Source organism: Saccharopolyspora ipomoeae (assembly GCF_029952525.1).
Classification (GTDB): domain Bacteria; phylum Actinomycetota; class Actinomycetes; order Mycobacteriales; family Pseudonocardiaceae; genus Saccharopolyspora; species Saccharopolyspora ipomoeae.
This window is the reverse complement of sequence record NZ_JASAOF010000003.1, coordinates 233,646-248,199: the sequence shown is the minus strand read 5'-3', so window position 1 is coordinate 248,199 and position 14,554 is coordinate 233,646. Positions and strand designations below refer to the sequence as shown.

Genomic DNA, 14,554 nt, shown 5'->3' with positions numbered 1-14,554 from the left:
GACGGATGAAAGCTCGATGAAAGGGATTCCGGGGAATGGAAGGGAGAACCGACTCCGATCAGCGAGTTCCAGCATGGACGGTCGTCGTGCCCAGCGCATTTCGTGACAACATGTAATGGCATCATTTCGCAACGTGACTTCGGAAACAGCGGAATTCGCGTGGCGATGCTTGACCGGAGAATCGATTGCGACGAGCGTCGAGGTATGACCGCTGGACGCCCGCGAGCCAGTCGGCCCGACCTCGGCGAGGTCCGGGCCGGGCTGCCCGAACAACTGGGCTCCGCTGTGGACTCCTTCGAGCGGCACCTCTCCGCCGAGCGCGGTCTGTCCGTCCACACCGTGCGCGGCTACGTGGCCGACGTCGTCTCGCTGCTGGCCCGCGTGGCCGAGGTCGCGGGTGACGCGGGCCTGAGCGGCCTCGACCTGTCGGTGCTGCGGGAATGGCTGTCCGCGCAGCACGGCGCGGGCGTCAGCAGATCCACGCTGGCTCGCCGGACGGCGTCGGCGCGGGCCTTCACGGCCTGGGCGTTCAAGGCCGGGCTGCTGCCCGCCGACCCCGGTCCGCGATTGGCGGTGCCGTCGCGTCCGCGCAGGTTGCCGCCGGTGCTGCGCGCCGACCAGGCGGGCGAGGCGATGAGCGCCTCGGCGTCCGGCGCCGAGCAGGGCGATCCGGTCGCTCTCCGTGATCACGCGGTCGTGGAGGTCCTGTACGCCACCGGTGTTCGGGTCGCCGAGCTGTGCGGGTTGGACGTCGGTGATGTGGATCGCGAACGACGGGTCCTGCGCGTGATCGGTAAAGGGGACAAGGAGCGGGTTGTGCCGTTCGGTGTACCCGCCGATGCGGCACTCGATCGATGGCTCCGCGACGGAAGGCCTAAACTGCTGCGGGAACCGTCGAACACCGCGTTGTTCCTGGGAGTCCGGGGTGGACGGCTCGATCCCAGGGCAGTGCGCCGTACCGTGCACGACGCCGTCGGCGCGGTCGGTGGCGCGCCCGATCTCGGGCCGCACGGACTTCGGCACTCGGCTGCGACCCATTTGTTGGAAGGTGGGGCAGACCTCCGTAGCGTTCAGGAGTTGCTTGGTCACGCTACGCTCGCAACGACCCAGCTTTACACCCACGTGACCGTTGAACGGCTGAAGGCGATCCATGACCGAACCCACCCCCGTTCCTGACCATGCCGGGGGCGGCGCCGACACGGTGGCCGCGAGTGCGAACTCGGCACCGGTGAACGCCCGCGACCACGGCGGTGCGGCCAATGGCCACCGACCGAAGCTCCCCGGTGCGCTGGCTCTGGCCACCGTCGAGTCGGCGTGGGACGCAGGCGGCCAGCGCAGCGGTGACGAGGTCGAGGCGGGCATCGTCGCGCTGTGGCAGGCGTTCGGGGAACGACCCACCCAGGAGCTGCGCGACCGGCTGGTGCTGCACTACGCGCCGCTGGTGAAGTACGTCGCCGGGCGGGTGGGCACCGGTCTGCCGTCGCACGTGGAGGTTTCGGACCTGATCCAGTCCGGGATCTTCGGCCTGGTCGACGCGATCGAGAAGTTCGAGCCCGAGCGCGGGTTGAAGTTCGAGACCTACGCGATGCAGCGCATCCGCGGCGCGATCCTCGACGACCTGCGCGCCCAGGACTGGGTGCCGCGCTCGGTGCGCAGCCGCGCCCGCGACGTGGAGCGCGCGCTGGAGCGGCTGGAGGCGAAGCTGCAGCGCACCGCGACCGACTCGGAGCTGGCCGAAGAGCTGGAGCTGTCAATCGAGGAGCTGCGCGAGTTGTTCGCCCAGCTGCAGATGACCAGCGTCGTCGCGCTGGACGACCTGATCGGCGCCGGGCACGCGCAGTCCTCCCTGGCCGAGACGCTGCCCGACGACCGCGCCGAGGACCCGGTGGCCGCGCTGGTCGACCGCGACAGCCGCCGCCAGCTCGCCGAGGCCGTCGAGCGGCTCAGCGAGCGCGACCGGGTCGTCGTCACCCTCTACTACTTCGAGAACCTGACCCTCGCCGAGATCGGCCGGGTCCTGGGCGTCACCGAGTCGCGGGTCTGCCAGCTGCACACCCGCGCCGTCCTGCGCCTGCGGACCAAGCTCACCGAGCAGGTCTGATCGCCCGGAGGGGTCACCAGGGCAGCAGCCGCGCCCGGGAGCCGGCGACGAGTTCGAGCGGATCCCGGTACCGATCGCCCTCCCGCGCGCCCCAGTGCAGGCAGGCCGGTGCCGCGCAGCCGGGATGCCCGGCTTCGAGGTGGCCGATCACCTGCCCGCGCGTGACGCGGTCGCCGGGGGAGACGGTCGGCGCGAGCGGCTCGTAGCTGGTGCGCAGTCCCGCGGCGTGCTCGACGGAGACCACGCCGCGGTCCACCAGCCACCCCGCGTGCGCGACGACGCCGTCGGCGGAGGCCAGCACCGGTTGCCCCGGCCGCCCGGCCAGATCGACCCCGCGATGACCCGGACCGAACGCGGAGCCGGGCTCGTCGAACGGCCGGAGGACCTCCGGCGGTTCCAGCGGCCACCCGAGCGCCACCGGTCCGGACGGTTCCGGGGGCGCGGAAGGAGCGGCGGCGACGGCCAGTCCGGCGGAGCAGGCGAGGGCGGCGCCGAGCAGGATCGCGATCAGGATGCGCATGCCTCCAACCTGACCCGCGCGCGTCGGCGATGACCAGGACCGACGGCGAATCTGTGGACAAACCGGGCGGCTGTGGACAACTGCCGGTGCGCGATCGGGTGGTGGGTTGCGCGTCCAGTACACTGTCCACGCGGTTTCGTGTGCGCACGAACCGACTACGCGTGCCCGCGCGTACGTCGCCGCGCAGGTCCTCCGGATCGTTCCGGGGTCCCCGCGGCAGACCAGCCGGGTCCCTCGCGGTCCCGCCCCTTCCAGGGCGGGTGGGGGAGCCGGGCCGGGCACCAGGGCGGCGAGTCACCCGGCTCGTCGCGGCAACCCAACGCGCGTCCCCGGACCGGGATGCGCCCGACTCAAGAGGTGAACACAGGCCATGGCCGTCGTCACCATGAAGCAGCTGCTCGACAGCGGCGTGCACTTCGGGCACCAGACCCGTCGCTGGAACCCGAAGATGAAGCGCTACATCTTCACCGAGCGCAACGGCATCTACATCATCGACCTGCAGCAGACGCTGACCTACATCGATGGTGCGTTCGACTTCATCAAGCAGACCGTCGCCCACGGCGGCACGATCCTGTTCGTCGGCACCAAGAAGCAGGCGCAGGAAGCGATCGCCGAGCAGGCCCTGCGGGTCGGCATGCCGTACGTCAACCAGCGCTGGCTGGGCGGCATGCTGACGAACTTCCAGACCGTCCACAAGCGTCTGCAGCGTCTCAAGGAACTCGAGACCATGGAGCAGACCGGTGGCTTCGAGGGTCGCACCAAGAAGGAGATCTTGATGCTGACCCGCGAGAAGGACAAGCTGGAGAAGACGCTCGGCGGTATCCGCGACATGTCCAAGGTGCCCAGCGCCGTGTGGATCGTGGACACCAAGAAGGAGCACATCGCCGTCGGCGAGGCTCGCAAGCTCGGTATCCCGGTCGTCGCGATCCTGGACACCAACTGCGACCCCGACGAGGTCGACTACCCGATCCCGGGCAACGACGACGCGATCCGCTCCGCCGCGCTGCTGACCCGCGTGGTCGCCGACGGTGTTGCCGAGGGCCTGATGGCCCGCTCCGGCCGCAACAACGGCTCCCCCGCCGCCGAGAGCGGCGAGGAGAAGCCGGCCGGTGGCGAGCCGCTGGCCGAGTGGGAGAAGGAGCTCCTGGCCGGTTCCGGCCAGGCTGCCGAGGGCGGCGAGCAGCAGCCCGCGCAGTCCTGATCACCCGCGCTGCGCACCCGCTGAACCTTCGGCGGGTGCGCAGCGCGATCAGGCTGCCCGCCAGTCACACTGGCAACCGACCCACGCCGGGCCGAGAGCACGGCCGCTGATCGCGGCGCATCGCGCGGTGTCGGGTCCGACATTTCGGAAAGATCTTCCAATTCCGTATCAACAGGGACGGACTACGCACGATGGCGAACTTCAGTGCGGCCGACGTCAAGCGTCTTCGCGAGCTGACCGGCGCCGGCATGATGGACTGCAAGAAGGCTCTTGAGCAGAACGAGGGCGACTTCGACAAGGCCGTCGAGAGCCTGCGCATCAAGGGTGCCAAGGACGTCGGCAAGCGCGCCGAGCGCGCGACCGCCGAGGGCCTGGTCGTCGCCGAGGGCGGCGTGCTGATCGAGATCAACAGCGAGACCGACTTCGTCGCCAAGAACGACGAGTTCATCGAGCTGGCCAACAAGGTCGTCGCCGCCGCGGCCGCCGCGGGCGCGACCGACGTTGACTCGGCGCTGGCTGCCAAGCTCGACGACAAGACCGTCGCCGACGTCATCCAGGAGCTCTCCGCCAAGATCGGTGAGAAGCTGGAGCTGCGTCGGGTCAAGAAGTTCGACGGTCAGGTGGCCACCTACCTGCACCGCCGTTCCGCGGACCTGCCCCCGGCGGTCGGCGTGCTGGTCGAGTACACCGGTGACGACGCGGAGGCCGCCCGCGGCGCCGCGATGCAGGTCGCCGCGCTCAAGCCCACCTACCTCTCCCGCGACGAGGTCCCCGAGGACATCCAGGCCAACGAGCGCCGGATCGCCGAGGAGACCGCCAAGGAGGAGGGCAAGCCGGAGAAGGCCCTGCCGAAGATCATCGAGGGTCGCCTCAACGGCTTCTTCAAGGAGAACTGCCTGCTGGACCAGCCGTCCGTGCAGGACAACAAGAAGACCGTCAAGGCCCTGCTGGACGAGGCCGGCGTGACCGTGACCGGATTCGTCCGGTTCGAGGTCGGCCAGGCCTGATCCACGCCGCGGCGGAGGCCGGCCGCGCCCGGTGACGGGCCGGCCGGCGCACCCGGCCCCGGCGGCCGTGCAAGACGGCACCGCGCCCCGCCTTCAGCCCGGAGGCGGGGCGCTTTTGCAGAGGTGGCCACTTTTGCCGCCTCCGGGCGCTTCACGACACGGCGGTCCCGCTTCGGCGGGGCCGCGACGGGTATCGGTCGCTCACGAGGCGGGTATCCGGTTCACGACCCGCACAACACCTGATGACGTGCACAATCAAGACCTCGCGGGAGGATTCAAGTGACCGACGACGGCCCGGCTAAGCGCGGTTACGGTCGCGTGCTGCTCAAGCTCGGCGGCGAGATGTTCGGCGGCGGCAGCGTCGGAATCGATCCCGAGGTGGTCGCCACCGTGGCCCGGCAGATCGGTGAGATCGTCGCCGACGGGGTCGAGGTGGCCATCGTGATCGGCGGCGGGAACTTCTTCCGCGGCGCCGAGCTGCAGCAGCGCGGCATGGACCGCGCGCGCGGCGACTACATGGCGATGCTGGGCACCGTGATGAACTGCCTGGCGCTGCAGGACTTCCTGGAACGCGAGCACGGCATCGACACCCGCGTGATGACCGCGATCACCATGGGCCAGGTCGCCGAGCCCTACATCCCGCGGCGCGCGATGCGGCACATGGAGAAGGGCCGCGTCGTCATCTTCGGCGCCGGCACCGGCATGCCGTACTTCTCCACCGACACCACCGCCGCGCAGCGGGCCCTGGAGATCGGCTGCGAGGTGGTGCTGATGGCCAAGGCCGTCGACGGCGTCTACACCGCCGACCCCAAGACCACGCCGGACGCGAAGCTGTTCGAGCACATCACCCACCGCGAGGTGCTCGAGAAGGGCCTGAAGGTCGCCGATGCGACGGCGTTCAGCCTGTGCATGGACAACCACATGCCCATCCTGGTGTTCAACCTCCTGGAGGAAGGCAACATCGCCCGCGCGGTCGGCGGTGAGAAGATCGGCACGCTGGTCAGCACCCCGGGCGCCGAGAAGCTGTGACGGTGCTGGATCCTGATCTGGTCGCGGGGCCGCCGGTTCGGCCGGCCGAGCGACACGCCACACTTGCAAAGTCCACTGGTCGGCAGACTTAAGGAGCAGCCGTGATCGACGAAGCTCTTCTCGAAGGCGAGGAGAAGATGCAAAAGGCTGTGGAGGTGGCCAAGGACGAGCTGGCCTCCGTCCGCACCGGTCGCGCGAACCCCGCGATGTTCTCCGGCATCGTCGTCGACTACTACGGATCGCCGACGCCGCTGAACCAGCTCGCCAGCATCTCCGTCCCGGAGGCGCGGCTGGTCGTCATCAAGCCCTACGACGGCAGCCAGATCCAGGCGATGGAGAAGGCGATCCGCGATTCCGACCTCGGCGTCAACCCCTCCAACGACGGTCAGCTCATCCGCGTCGCGATCCCGCAGATGACCGAGGAGCGCCGCAAGGAGATGGTCAAGGTCGCCAAGAGCAAGGGCGAGGAAGGCCGGGTCACCATCCGCGGCATCCGCCGCAAGGTCAAGGAAGAGATCGAGCGCATCGTCAAGGACGGCGAAGCCGGCGAGGACGAGGGTTCGCGTGCGGAGAAGGAACTCGAGAACCTGACCCACCGCTACACCGGTCAGGTCGACGAGCTGCTCAAGCACAAGGAAGCGGAACTCCTCGAGGTCTGAGTGGTGACGCCCGGCCAGTGTGCAGACGAGTCCGGAATGTCGGCCGACGGCATTCCGGACCCGCCTTCGCGTCCATCCCGGGCCGGTCGTGACCTCCGCGCCGCCATCGGCGTCGGGGTCGTGCTCGGGGCGGCCGTCATCCTCTCGTTGCTGATGGTCCGTTTCGTGTTCATCGGCATCGCCGCAGCGGCCGCTCTGGTCTCGACCGTCGAGCTGGCCCAAGCCGTGCGACGCGCGGCGGGCATCCGTGTCTCGCTGGTCCCGGTGCTGGTCGGCGGGCAGGCCATGATGTGGCTGTCCTGGCCGTTCGGGCTGCGCGGCATCCTCATCTCGTTCACGATCACGGTGCTGGGCTGCCTGGTCTGGCGTTTCCGCGACGGCGTCGACGGTTACGTGCGCGACGTCACGGCGTCGGTGTTCACCGCGGCCTACGTGCCGCTGTTCACGGCGTTCGCCGCGATGCTGGTGCGCCCGGAGGACGGAGCCTTCCGGGCGCTGGTGTTCTTGATCTGCGTGGTCGCCTCCGACACCGGCGGGTACGCGTTCGGGGTGCTGTTCGGCAAGCACCCGATGGCCCCGGTGATCAGCCCGAAGAAGTCCTGGGAGGGCTTCGGCGGGTCGATGGTCGGCGGTGTGCTGGCCGGTGTTCTGTCGGTGTGGCTGATGCTCGACGGCCAGTGGTGGATGGGTGCGCTGGTCGGCGCGGCGCTGGTGTGCAGCGCGACGATCGGCGACCTGATGGAGTCGGTGATCAAGCGCGATCTGGGCATCAAGGACATGGGCAACCTGCTGCCCGGGCACGGCGGTCTGATGGACCGGATGGATTCTCTGCTGCCGTCGGCTCCGCTGGCCTGGATGATGCTGTTCTGGCTCATCCCGAGCTGATGCGGGCCTGGCGCGAGAAGCGGGTTCCCGAGGTCACTCCGAGCCCGAACATCTGGAACTGGCCGGAGGTCTACGAGGCGGAGAACCGCGCCCAGGACTCGACCGGCGCGCTGTGGGCGGCGTTGCGCGCCGAGCGCGACTGGGCCGGTCTGGACGTCGTCGACATCGGGTGCGGTGACGGCTTCCACCTGCCGTTCTTCGCCGCCACCGCGCGTTCGGTGATCGGGGTGGAACCGCACGAACCGCTGGCCGAGCGCGCGCGCACCCGCATGTCCGGCACGCCGGGCGTGGACGTGCGCGTGGCTCCCGCACAGCGGCTCCCGCTGGCCGACGGCAGCGCGGACCTGCTGCACGCGCGGACGGCGTACTTCTTCGGGCCGGGCTGCGAGCCGGGTCTGGCCGAGGCGGAGCGGGTGCTGCGGCCGGGCGGCACGCTCGCGATCATCGACCTGGACACGGCGTCCCGGCCGTACGGCGACTGGATGCGCGCCGACGCCCCGCAGATCGATCCGGTGGCCATCGAGTCGTTCTTCACCCGCCACCACTTCACCAGCACGACGGTCTCCACGCTCTGGCGCTTCCACGACCGCGAGACCCTCGAAGCGGTGCTGCGCATCGAGTTCTCCGCCAAGACCGCCGCCCGCGCGGTCGCCGAGTCCCCGGGCCGCACCCTCCCGGTCACCTACCGCCTCCGAACCCGCACAAAACCCGCGGGCCTGATCTCACCCTGACCTTCGTGCCCTGGGGTTCCGGCGGGAGCCCTGAGCGTCGAGCGGTGGGGTTCCGGTGGGAGCCCTTCCGGGCAGGGGACAGTTTTTCCTCGAATCACCCATGATCAATGTCCGAAATGTCGGGACAGTTCTCACTAAAACCGTCCCCTGCCGCGCCCTCGTCCCCCGAGCGCGAGGCACCCGGGGGTTGAGAGGCGGAGGGCTCAGAAGGTTTGGCCCGCGGGTTGCCGGGTGACGGCGTTGACGCGGTTGAAGAGGTTGGACAGCCCGATCATGAGGGTGAGGGCCGCGATCTGCTCCTCGGTGTAGTGATCGGTGACGCGGTTCCAGAGGTCGTCGCCGACCGGGTCTCCGCGGTCGGCGACGCGGGTCGTGGCCTCGGCGAGCTCCAGGGCGACGCGCTCGGCGTCGGTGAAGTACGGGGCCTCCCGCCACGCCGCCACCGCCCACAGCCGGTCGTCGTCGCACCCGAGCTGCTTGAGCTGCTTCGAGCTGTAGTGCGCGCAGAAGCTGCACCCGTTGATCTGGCTCGACCGCAGGTGCACCAGCTCCAGCGTCTCCGCCGGGACGTCAGCCGCGTGAATGGTCTTCATCAACGCCTGGATCGCCTCGAACGCGCCCGGAAGGAGCATCGCCGGGTTGTTCACTCGTGCTTGCATGGGGACCTCCCTGTCACAAGAGCCGTGTCCGGCTCGTCCACCCCCATGACGGCCGACGACGAGGGAATGTGACCGATGGACGACAGCGAGTTCCTGGCCAGGCGGTTCGAGCAGCACCGCGCACGGTTGAAGGCGGTGGCGCTGCGCATGCTCGGCAGCCACGCCGAAGCCGAGGACGCGGTGCAGGAGGCGTGGTTGCGGGTGGACCGGGCGGGCGCCGACGACGTCGCCAACCTCGGCGGCTGGCTGACCACGATCGTCGGCCGCATCTGCCTCGACGTGCTCCGCGCCCGCCGCTCCCGGCCCGAGCAGCCCGCCGAGGAGCTGCCGGAACGCTCCGAGGGGCCAACACCGGAGTCCGAGGCGGTGATGGCCGATTCGCTGGGGCTGGCGCTGTTCGTCGTCCTCGACACCCTCGAACCGGCCGAGCGCCTGGCGTTCGTCCTGCACGACATGTTCGCGGTGCCCTTCGACGACATCGCCGCGATCGTGGGTCGCAGCCCGGCGGCCACCCGTCAGCTCGCCAGCCGCGCCCGCCGCCGGGTCCGCAGCGGCGGCAGCCCCGAACCGGACCTGCTCGCTCAGCGCGAGGTCGTCGAGGCCTTCCTGCGCGCGGCCAGGGAAGGCGATTTCGAGGGTCTGCTCCACGTGCTCGACCCGGACGTGGTGCTGCGCGCCGACGACCAGGCCGTGGACCTGGCCGCCCGCGCCCGCAAGGCCGGTGCCCCGGACCTCGCCGCCGAGGCGCGCGGCGCGAACGCGGTGGCCGAGGTCTTCCACGGCGGGGCGAAGCTGGCCCGCCCGGCGCTGATCGCCGACACCATCGGTGCGGCCTACGCGCCGCGCGGCAAGGCGCACTCGGTGTTCCTGCTGACCTTCCGCGACGGCCGGATCACCGAGATCGAGGTGATCGCCGATCGCGACCACATCGCCGAACTCGACCCGCTGGTGCTGGAGTAGGTCAGCCGCTGCGCTGCGAGGTGTCGATGAGGGTGAAGCTCGCGCCCACCACGTCGCGCACGACCGCCAGCCGGCCGTGCGGGGAGTCGGTGGGTTCGCGCAGCACCTCGCCGCCCAGCGCCCGCACCTTGCCGACCGCCGAGTCGGCGTCGTGATCGGGGTCGACCTGGAAGTACAGCTGCCAGTGCGGTGGAACGCCGTCCGGCAGCGACGAGCTCGCGTCGAGGCGACCCAGCAGCGGCCGGTCGCCGACCTGCCAGACCGCGTAGTCGAAGGCGCCGCCCGGCTCGCCGATCTGCTGCTGCCGGTATCCCAGCAGGTCGGCGTAGAACGGGTCGGCGGCCGAGGCGTCGCGGGTGTGCAGCTCGGCCCAGCACAGCGCGCCCGCGCGCTCCCAGCCGAACGTCGCGTTCTCCGGTGCTTCCCACAGGCCCACGACCGCGCCGGTCGGGTCCTCGGCGACGAGGAACATCTCGTCACCAGGGGTTTCGGTCGGTGGCACGATGACCTTGCCGCCCAGCGCGCGGACCTGCTCGGTCGCGCGCCGGGTCGAACCGCACTCCAGGTACAGCGTCCACGCGGCCGGGACGTCGTCGGATTCCGGTGGCACCAGCCCGGCCACCGGGACGTCCCCGGCCAGGGCCACCGAGCAGTCGCAGCGCTGCACCCAGCGCCAGCCGAACAACCCCGTGTAGAACTCGTGCACGGCTTCGGTCTCGTGCGATGCCAGATCGGCCCATCCGGGCGCTCCCGGTGCGATGCCCACGACGATCACCCCCGCCAAACCCTGTCGTTGTAGGCAGCGTCACGTCTGCACCGCCCGCCCGCAATGCGAAGCCCCCGAATGACGCCTTGATAGCCGCCGAACCACGTGATCGACTGGGAAGCGTCGTCTGCACGCACACGGGTCTTCTTCGGGAGCGGCCATGTCATTCCGCGCGGCGCAGCCGGTGACCGCGGGTCTGAGCCGGCTCGCTCAACTCGATCGCGGTGAGCGCGCGCGCCTGGTGCGCCAGCTGTGCCACCAGTACCCGGTGTTCCGGTCGATGTTCCGGCAGGCGCTGATCGCGCGCGGTGTCGCCTTCGGTTCCGCCGTGGCCCTGGGCGCCTCGGTGATGACCTTGGCGCAGGGATTCGACATCTGGATCGTGGCGAGCCTGGTCTTCGCGGGCATGGGCGGTTTCTGCTACGTCGCGGTGACGCTGACCAACAGCCGCTTCGACCTGCTCATGGCGGTGCTCGGCGCGCACCGCACCGATGAGCTGCACAGCAGGCTGATCACCGAGCAGATCTACGGCGAGGAGATCGCCCAGGTCGAGCCGGAGGCCCCCGCGCAGCAGGTGGTCCCCTCGCACGCGGTCGGTTCGCGCTTGACGGCCGACCCTAGGGGTTGTTGATCCATGCGGCGGAGCCGCATTCTCTTCCACCACCCGAGCAACCTGCACCGGCGCGGGTTCTGAGCGCCTACGTGGCGAGTACGCCGTGACGCCGCGTATTCGAATGCTCAAGGAGCAGAGCAAGTCCTCAACAGTTCTCAGCTCTGCACGCTGATCGACAGCGCTGCTGCGATCTCGTCGCCCACGAAGTGGGTTTCGGCCTTCTCGGGGTCGCCGACGCGCACCACGAGCGGGCCGCCGAAGGGCTTGCGCTCCACGATCTCGATGCGCGCCCCGAGCGTGAGCCCGTGCTCGGTGAGGTAGCGCAGCAGCTCGGAGTCGGTGTCCCAGACGCGCGCGATGATGCCGGTGGTGCCGGGTTCGATCTGGTCGAGCTGGCGCGTGCGGGGCGCGGCGAGCTCGCCGTCGGCGGTGGGGATCGGGTCGCCGTGCGGGTCGGTGGTGGGGTTGCCGAGCTTGGCGGCGATGTGCTCGACGAGCTCGTCGGAGACGGCGTGCTCCAGCGCGTCGGCTTCGCGGTGCACGGCGTCCCAGCTGTAGTCGAGCTCCTCGACCAGGAACAGCTCGATCAGCCGGTGCCTGCGCAGCACGGCGTGCGCGAGCCGGAGCCCTTCGGGGGTGAGTTCGACGCTGCGGTAGCGGACGTGGGTGACCAGGCCCAGCTGATCCAGCTTGTTGATCATCCCGGAGACCGAGGAGGGGCTGAGTCCCAGGCGAGCCGTCAGCGTCGCGTTGGTGACCTGTTCGCCCCGTTCGCGGAGGCCGTAGATGGCTCGGAGGTAGTCCTCCACCGAAGACGAGGGTCGCTCGGTTTCGCTCGGCATACTTTCACGATACGGGCGCGCCGGTGCCCGCGGTCGTCCGGTCGGCGATCAGCGTGCGTCGTCGCAGCGCACGGGGGATCACGCCCTGCGTCGGCGCCAGCAGGTAGACCAGCGCGAACAACGCGGCCTGGCAGACCACGATCATCCCGCCGGTCGAGGTGTCGATGTGGAAGCTCAGGTAGGTGCCGGTGATCGCGCACAGCACCGACAGGCCCGCAGCCGTCAGCAGCATCTTCGGGAAGCGCTTGGTCAGCAGGAACGCGGTCGCGCCCGGCGTGATCAGCATGGCCGTGACCAGCACGACCCCGACGGCCTGCAGCGCGACCACGACCGTCAGCGCCAGCATCGTCAGCAGCAGCGCGCTGACCCGGCGCGGCGAGATGCCGACCGCGTGCGCGTGGGTGGGGTCGAAGGCGTAGAGGGTCAGGTCGCGCCGCTTGAGCACCGCCACGGCCAGCACCGCCGCGGCGATGATCAGCACCTGCGCGATGTCGAAGTCGGTGACGCCCAGGACGTTCCCGAACAGGATGTGGTTGAGGTCGACCTGGCTGGGGATCCGCGACACCAGCACCAGCCCGAGCGCGAACAGGCCGGTGAACACCACGCCGATCGCCGCGTCGCCCTTGAGCCGCGTGGTGCTGCGCACGCCCGCGATCAACCCGACCGCCAGGCCGCCGAACAGGAACGCGCCGACCGAGAACGGCATCCCCAGCACGTAGGCGAGCACGACCCCGGGCAGCACGGCGTGCGAGACGGCGTCGCCCAGCAGCGACCAGCCGATCAGCGTCACCCAGCACGACAGCACCGCGCACACCAGCCCGGCGGCGAGGCTGACCAGCAGCGCGCGCTGCATGAACCCGAACTGGAGGGGTTCGAGCAGGAACTCGATCATCGCGCCTCCACCCCGAACGTGCGGGCCAGCGTCTCGGGCGCCAGCACCTCGTCGATCGGGCCGTGGGCGATCACCCGCTGCTGCAGCAGGACCGCCTCGTCGCACAGCTCGGGGACGCTGGCCAGGTCGTGGGTGGAGATGATCACGGTGCGCCCTTCGTCGCGCAGCTCCCGCAGCAGGGCGCTGATCATGGCCTCGGACTTCTTGTCGACCCCGGCGAAGGGCTCGTCGAGGAAGAGCAGCCGAGCGTCCTGGGCGATGCCGCGCGCGACGAAGGCCCGCTTGCGCTGGCCGCCGGAGAGCTCGCCGATGGGCCGGTCGGCGAGCTCGGTGAGCCCCACCCGGGTCAGGGCCGCGCGCATCGCGGTCTTGTCGGCGCGGCGGGGACGGCGGGTGAGGCCGAGGTGCCCGTAGCGGCCCATCAGCACCACGTCGGCGACCGTCACCGGGAACGTCCAGTCCACGGCCTCGGACTGCGGCACGTAGGCGAGCAGTCCTTCGCGCCGCGCCCGCTTGCGGTTCCGGCCCATGATCCGGATGTCGCCGGTGTCCGGCTTGACCAGGCCCATCAGGGATTTGAACAGGGTGGACTTGCCGGACCCGTTCATCCCGAGCAGGCCGCAGATGCGTCCTTCGCCGACCTCCACCGACACGTCGTCGAGAGCGAGGACGTCGCCGTAGCGGACGGTGACGTGGTGGGCGCTGATGGCGTTCGGGCTCGCGGCGTTGGTCGGTTTCACGGCGTCGGTCGGTTTCACGGGGCTCCTCCGCGCAGGCCGGAGACGATGGCGCGCGCGTCGTGGCGCAGCAGGTCCAGGTAGGTCGGCACCGGCCCCTCGGGGCCGGACAGCGAGTCGACGTAGAGCTTCTCGCCCAGCCGGGCGCCGGTCTCGCGGGCGACCTGGCGCTGCGGCCCGTCGTTGACGGTGGACTCGCAGAACACCGTCGGAACCCGGTTGGCCTGCACGAACTCGGCGGTGGACCGGATCTGCCGCGGGGTGCCCTCGGATTCGCTGTTGACCGGCCACAGGTACGCCTCGGAGAGCCCCGCGTCCCGCGCGAGGTAGGAGAAGGCCCCCTCGCAGCTGACCAGCGCGCGCTGCGAGGCGGGCAGCGACGCGAGCTCGTCGTGCAGGTAGCGGTCGATCTCGGCGAGCCGGGCCAGGTAGGCGTCGGCGTTCGCGCGGAAGGTCGCCTCGTGCGCGGGGTCGAGCCGGATGAAGGCGTCCCGGATGTTGGTGACGTAGGTGGCGGCGGTGCGCGGCGACATCCACGCGTGCGGGTTCGCCTTGCCCTGGTACTCGCCGCTGCGGATCGGGATGGGCTCGACGCCTTCGGTCAGCGTCACGTGCCGGGCCTCGCTGCGCTGCACGAACCGGTCGAACCAGCGCTCCAGGCCGAGGCCGTTGTCCAGCACCACGTCGGCCTTGGCGGCCTTGAGCATGTCGCTGGGGGTGGGCTCGTACTCGTGGATCTCGGAGCCGGGCTTGGTGATGGACTCGACGACCAGCGCGTCACCGGCGACGTTGCGGGCCATGTCGGCGAGCACGGTGAAGGTGGTGACCACGTGCTTGCGGTCGTCGTCGGGCCGGCTCAGCCCGGTGCCGCAGCCCGACACGAGCATCGCGAGCACGGCCAGCACGGCCATGTTTCGGCGGCTCGTGAGTTCAGGTTTCGCCACGCCGAAAA

Annotated in this window: 17 protein-coding genes; 10 read left to right on the top strand and 7 right to left on the bottom strand. The window is 70.2% G+C overall.

The window, feature by feature from the left end; translation table 11 throughout:
- Positions 1-204 precede the first annotated feature (204 nt).
- Positions 205-1,176, top strand: a complete 972-nt coding sequence (locus tag QFW96_RS07780) for a tyrosine recombinase XerC (protein WP_281455169.1) — start codon at positions 205-207, stop codon at positions 1,174-1,176.
- A complete protein-coding gene (whiG, locus tag QFW96_RS07775; RefSeq protein ID WP_281454870.1) occupies positions 1,151-2,101 on the top strand; it encodes an RNA polymerase sigma factor WhiG in 951 nt (316 codons plus the stop codon). Before QFW96_RS07780 ends, whiG begins: the two co-directional genes overlap by 26 nt.
- Before the next feature lie 13 nt (positions 2,102-2,114).
- On the opposite strand, the gene QFW96_RS07770 is transcribed toward whiG, so the two are convergent.
- The gene (locus QFW96_RS07770; protein ID WP_281454869.1) at positions 2,115-2,621 is read right to left on the bottom strand and encodes a M23 family metallopeptidase; all 507 of its coding nucleotides are present in this window, start codon (positions 2,619-2,621) and stop codon (positions 2,115-2,117) included.
- Between the two features lie 370 nt (positions 2,622-2,991).
- Between QFW96_RS07770 and rpsB the strand changes: the two genes are divergently transcribed.
- From rpsB to QFW96_RS07740, 6 genes are all read left to right on the top strand, one after another.
- Complete coding sequence (gene rpsB, locus QFW96_RS07765) at positions 2,992-3,822, top strand: 30S ribosomal protein S2 (RefSeq protein WP_281454868.1); 831 nt, start codon at positions 2,992-2,994, stop codon at positions 3,820-3,822.
- A gap of 191 nt (positions 3,823-4,013) precedes the next feature.
- The gene (tsf, locus tag QFW96_RS07760) at positions 4,014-4,829 is read left to right on the top strand and encodes a translation elongation factor Ts (RefSeq protein WP_281454867.1); all 816 of its coding nucleotides are present in this window, start codon (positions 4,014-4,016) and stop codon (positions 4,827-4,829) included.
- 279 nt (positions 4,830-5,108) lie between these two features.
- The gene (gene pyrH / locus QFW96_RS07755; protein ID WP_281454866.1) at positions 5,109-5,858 is read left to right on the top strand and encodes a UMP kinase; all 750 of its coding nucleotides are present in this window, start codon (positions 5,109-5,111) and stop codon (positions 5,856-5,858) included.
- Positions 5,859-5,959: 101 nt separating this feature from the next.
- Positions 5,960-6,517 carry a ribosome recycling factor gene (gene frr / locus QFW96_RS07750; RefSeq protein WP_281454865.1) on the top strand — a complete coding sequence of 186 codons (558 nt, stop codon included), beginning with the start codon at positions 5,960-5,962 and terminating at the stop codon, positions 6,515-6,517.
- A 36-nt stretch (positions 6,518-6,553) separates the two neighbouring features.
- A complete protein-coding gene (locus QFW96_RS07745) occupies positions 6,554-7,402 on the top strand; it encodes a phosphatidate cytidylyltransferase (protein WP_281454864.1) in 849 nt (282 codons plus the stop codon).
- Entirely contained in the window at positions 7,402-8,133 is a 732-nt protein-coding gene (locus QFW96_RS07740; protein ID WP_281454863.1) for a class I SAM-dependent methyltransferase, read from the top strand. The genes QFW96_RS07745 and QFW96_RS07740 overlap by 1 nt, the downstream gene beginning before the upstream one ends.
- A gap of 203 nt (positions 8,134-8,336) precedes the next feature.
- Here QFW96_RS07740 and QFW96_RS07735 read toward each other — a convergent pair whose 3' ends face one another.
- The gene (locus QFW96_RS07735; RefSeq protein ID WP_281454862.1) at positions 8,337-8,792 is read right to left on the bottom strand and encodes a carboxymuconolactone decarboxylase family protein; all 456 of its coding nucleotides are present in this window, start codon (positions 8,790-8,792) and stop codon (positions 8,337-8,339) included.
- Between the two features lie 75 nt (positions 8,793-8,867).
- Between QFW96_RS07735 and QFW96_RS07730 the strand changes: the two genes are divergently transcribed.
- Complete coding sequence (locus QFW96_RS07730) at positions 8,868-9,752, top strand: sigma-70 family RNA polymerase sigma factor (RefSeq protein ID WP_281454861.1); 885 nt, start codon at positions 8,868-8,870, stop codon at positions 9,750-9,752.
- Between the two features lies 1 nt (position 9,753).
- On the opposite strand, the gene QFW96_RS07725 is transcribed toward QFW96_RS07730, so the two are convergent.
- Entirely contained in the window at positions 9,754-10,518 is a 765-nt protein-coding gene (locus tag QFW96_RS07725) for a VOC family protein (protein ID WP_281454860.1), read from the bottom strand.
- Between the two features lie 160 nt (positions 10,519-10,678).
- Here QFW96_RS07725 and QFW96_RS07720 point away from each other — a divergent pair, with 160 nt between their 5' ends.
- Positions 10,679-11,149: a hypothetical protein gene (locus QFW96_RS07720; protein WP_281454859.1), complete on the top strand. Its 471-nt coding sequence runs from the start codon at positions 10,679-10,681 to the stop codon at positions 11,147-11,149.
- A 137-nt stretch (positions 11,150-11,286) separates the two neighbouring features.
- On the opposite strand, the gene QFW96_RS07715 is transcribed toward QFW96_RS07720, so the two are convergent.
- The 4 genes from QFW96_RS07715 to QFW96_RS07700 are packed head-to-tail and all read right to left on the bottom strand — an operon-like array spanning position 11,287 to position 14,546.
- Positions 11,287-11,973, bottom strand: coding sequence for a metal-dependent transcriptional regulator (locus QFW96_RS07715; RefSeq protein WP_281454858.1), 687 nt, complete (start codon positions 11,971-11,973; stop codon positions 11,287-11,289).
- A gap of 4 nt (positions 11,974-11,977) precedes the next feature.
- Positions 11,978-12,865 carry a metal ABC transporter permease gene (locus QFW96_RS07710; protein ID WP_281454857.1) on the bottom strand — a complete coding sequence of 296 codons (888 nt, stop codon included), beginning with the start codon at positions 12,863-12,865 and terminating at the stop codon, positions 11,978-11,980.
- A complete protein-coding gene (locus tag QFW96_RS07705; protein WP_425524728.1) occupies positions 12,862-13,623 on the bottom strand; it encodes a metal ABC transporter ATP-binding protein in 762 nt (253 codons plus the stop codon). Before QFW96_RS07705 ends, QFW96_RS07710 begins: the two co-directional genes overlap by 4 nt.
- Positions 13,620-14,546, bottom strand: coding sequence for a metal ABC transporter substrate-binding protein (locus tag QFW96_RS07700; RefSeq protein WP_343231363.1), 927 nt, complete (start codon positions 14,544-14,546; stop codon positions 13,620-13,622). The genes QFW96_RS07705 and QFW96_RS07700 overlap by 4 nt, the downstream gene beginning before the upstream one ends.
- Positions 14,547-14,554: the final 8 nt, after the last annotated feature.

Coding starts and splice junctions, on each gene's coding strand:
- QFW96_RS07735 (WP_281454862.1), bottom strand. CDS start 8,792: ATGCAAGCACGAGTGAACAACCCGGCGATGCTCCTTCCGGGCGCGTTC.
- whiG (WP_281454870.1), top strand. CDS start 1,151: ATGACCGAACCCACCCCCGTTCCTGACCATGCCGGGGGCGGCGCCGAC.
- QFW96_RS07720 (WP_281454859.1), top strand. CDS start 10,679: ATGTCATTCCGCGCGGCGCAGCCGGTGACCGCGGGTCTGAGCCGGCTC.
- rpsB (WP_281454868.1), top strand. CDS start 2,992: ATGGCCGTCGTCACCATGAAGCAGCTGCTCGACAGCGGCGTGCACTTC.
- tsf (WP_281454867.1), top strand. CDS start 4,014: ATGGCGAACTTCAGTGCGGCCGACGTCAAGCGTCTTCGCGAGCTGACC.
- QFW96_RS07780 (WP_281455169.1), top strand. CDS start 205: ATGACCGCTGGACGCCCGCGAGCCAGTCGGCCCGACCTCGGCGAGGTC.
- QFW96_RS07770 (WP_281454869.1), bottom strand. CDS start 2,621: ATGCGCATCCTGATCGCGATCCTGCTCGGCGCCGCCCTCGCCTGCTCC.
- QFW96_RS07740 (WP_281454863.1), top strand. CDS start 7,402: ATGCGGGCCTGGCGCGAGAAGCGGGTTCCCGAGGTCACTCCGAGCCCG.
- QFW96_RS07715 (WP_281454858.1), bottom strand. CDS start 11,973: ATGCCGAGCGAAACCGAGCGACCCTCGTCTTCGGTGGAGGACTACCTC.
- QFW96_RS07710 (WP_281454857.1), bottom strand. CDS start 12,865: ATGATCGAGTTCCTGCTCGAACCCCTCCAGTTCGGGTTCATGCAGCGC.
- QFW96_RS07745 (WP_281454864.1), top strand. CDS start 6,554: ATGTCGGCCGACGGCATTCCGGACCCGCCTTCGCGTCCATCCCGGGCC.
- QFW96_RS07730 (WP_281454861.1), top strand. CDS start 8,868: ATGGACGACAGCGAGTTCCTGGCCAGGCGGTTCGAGCAGCACCGCGCA.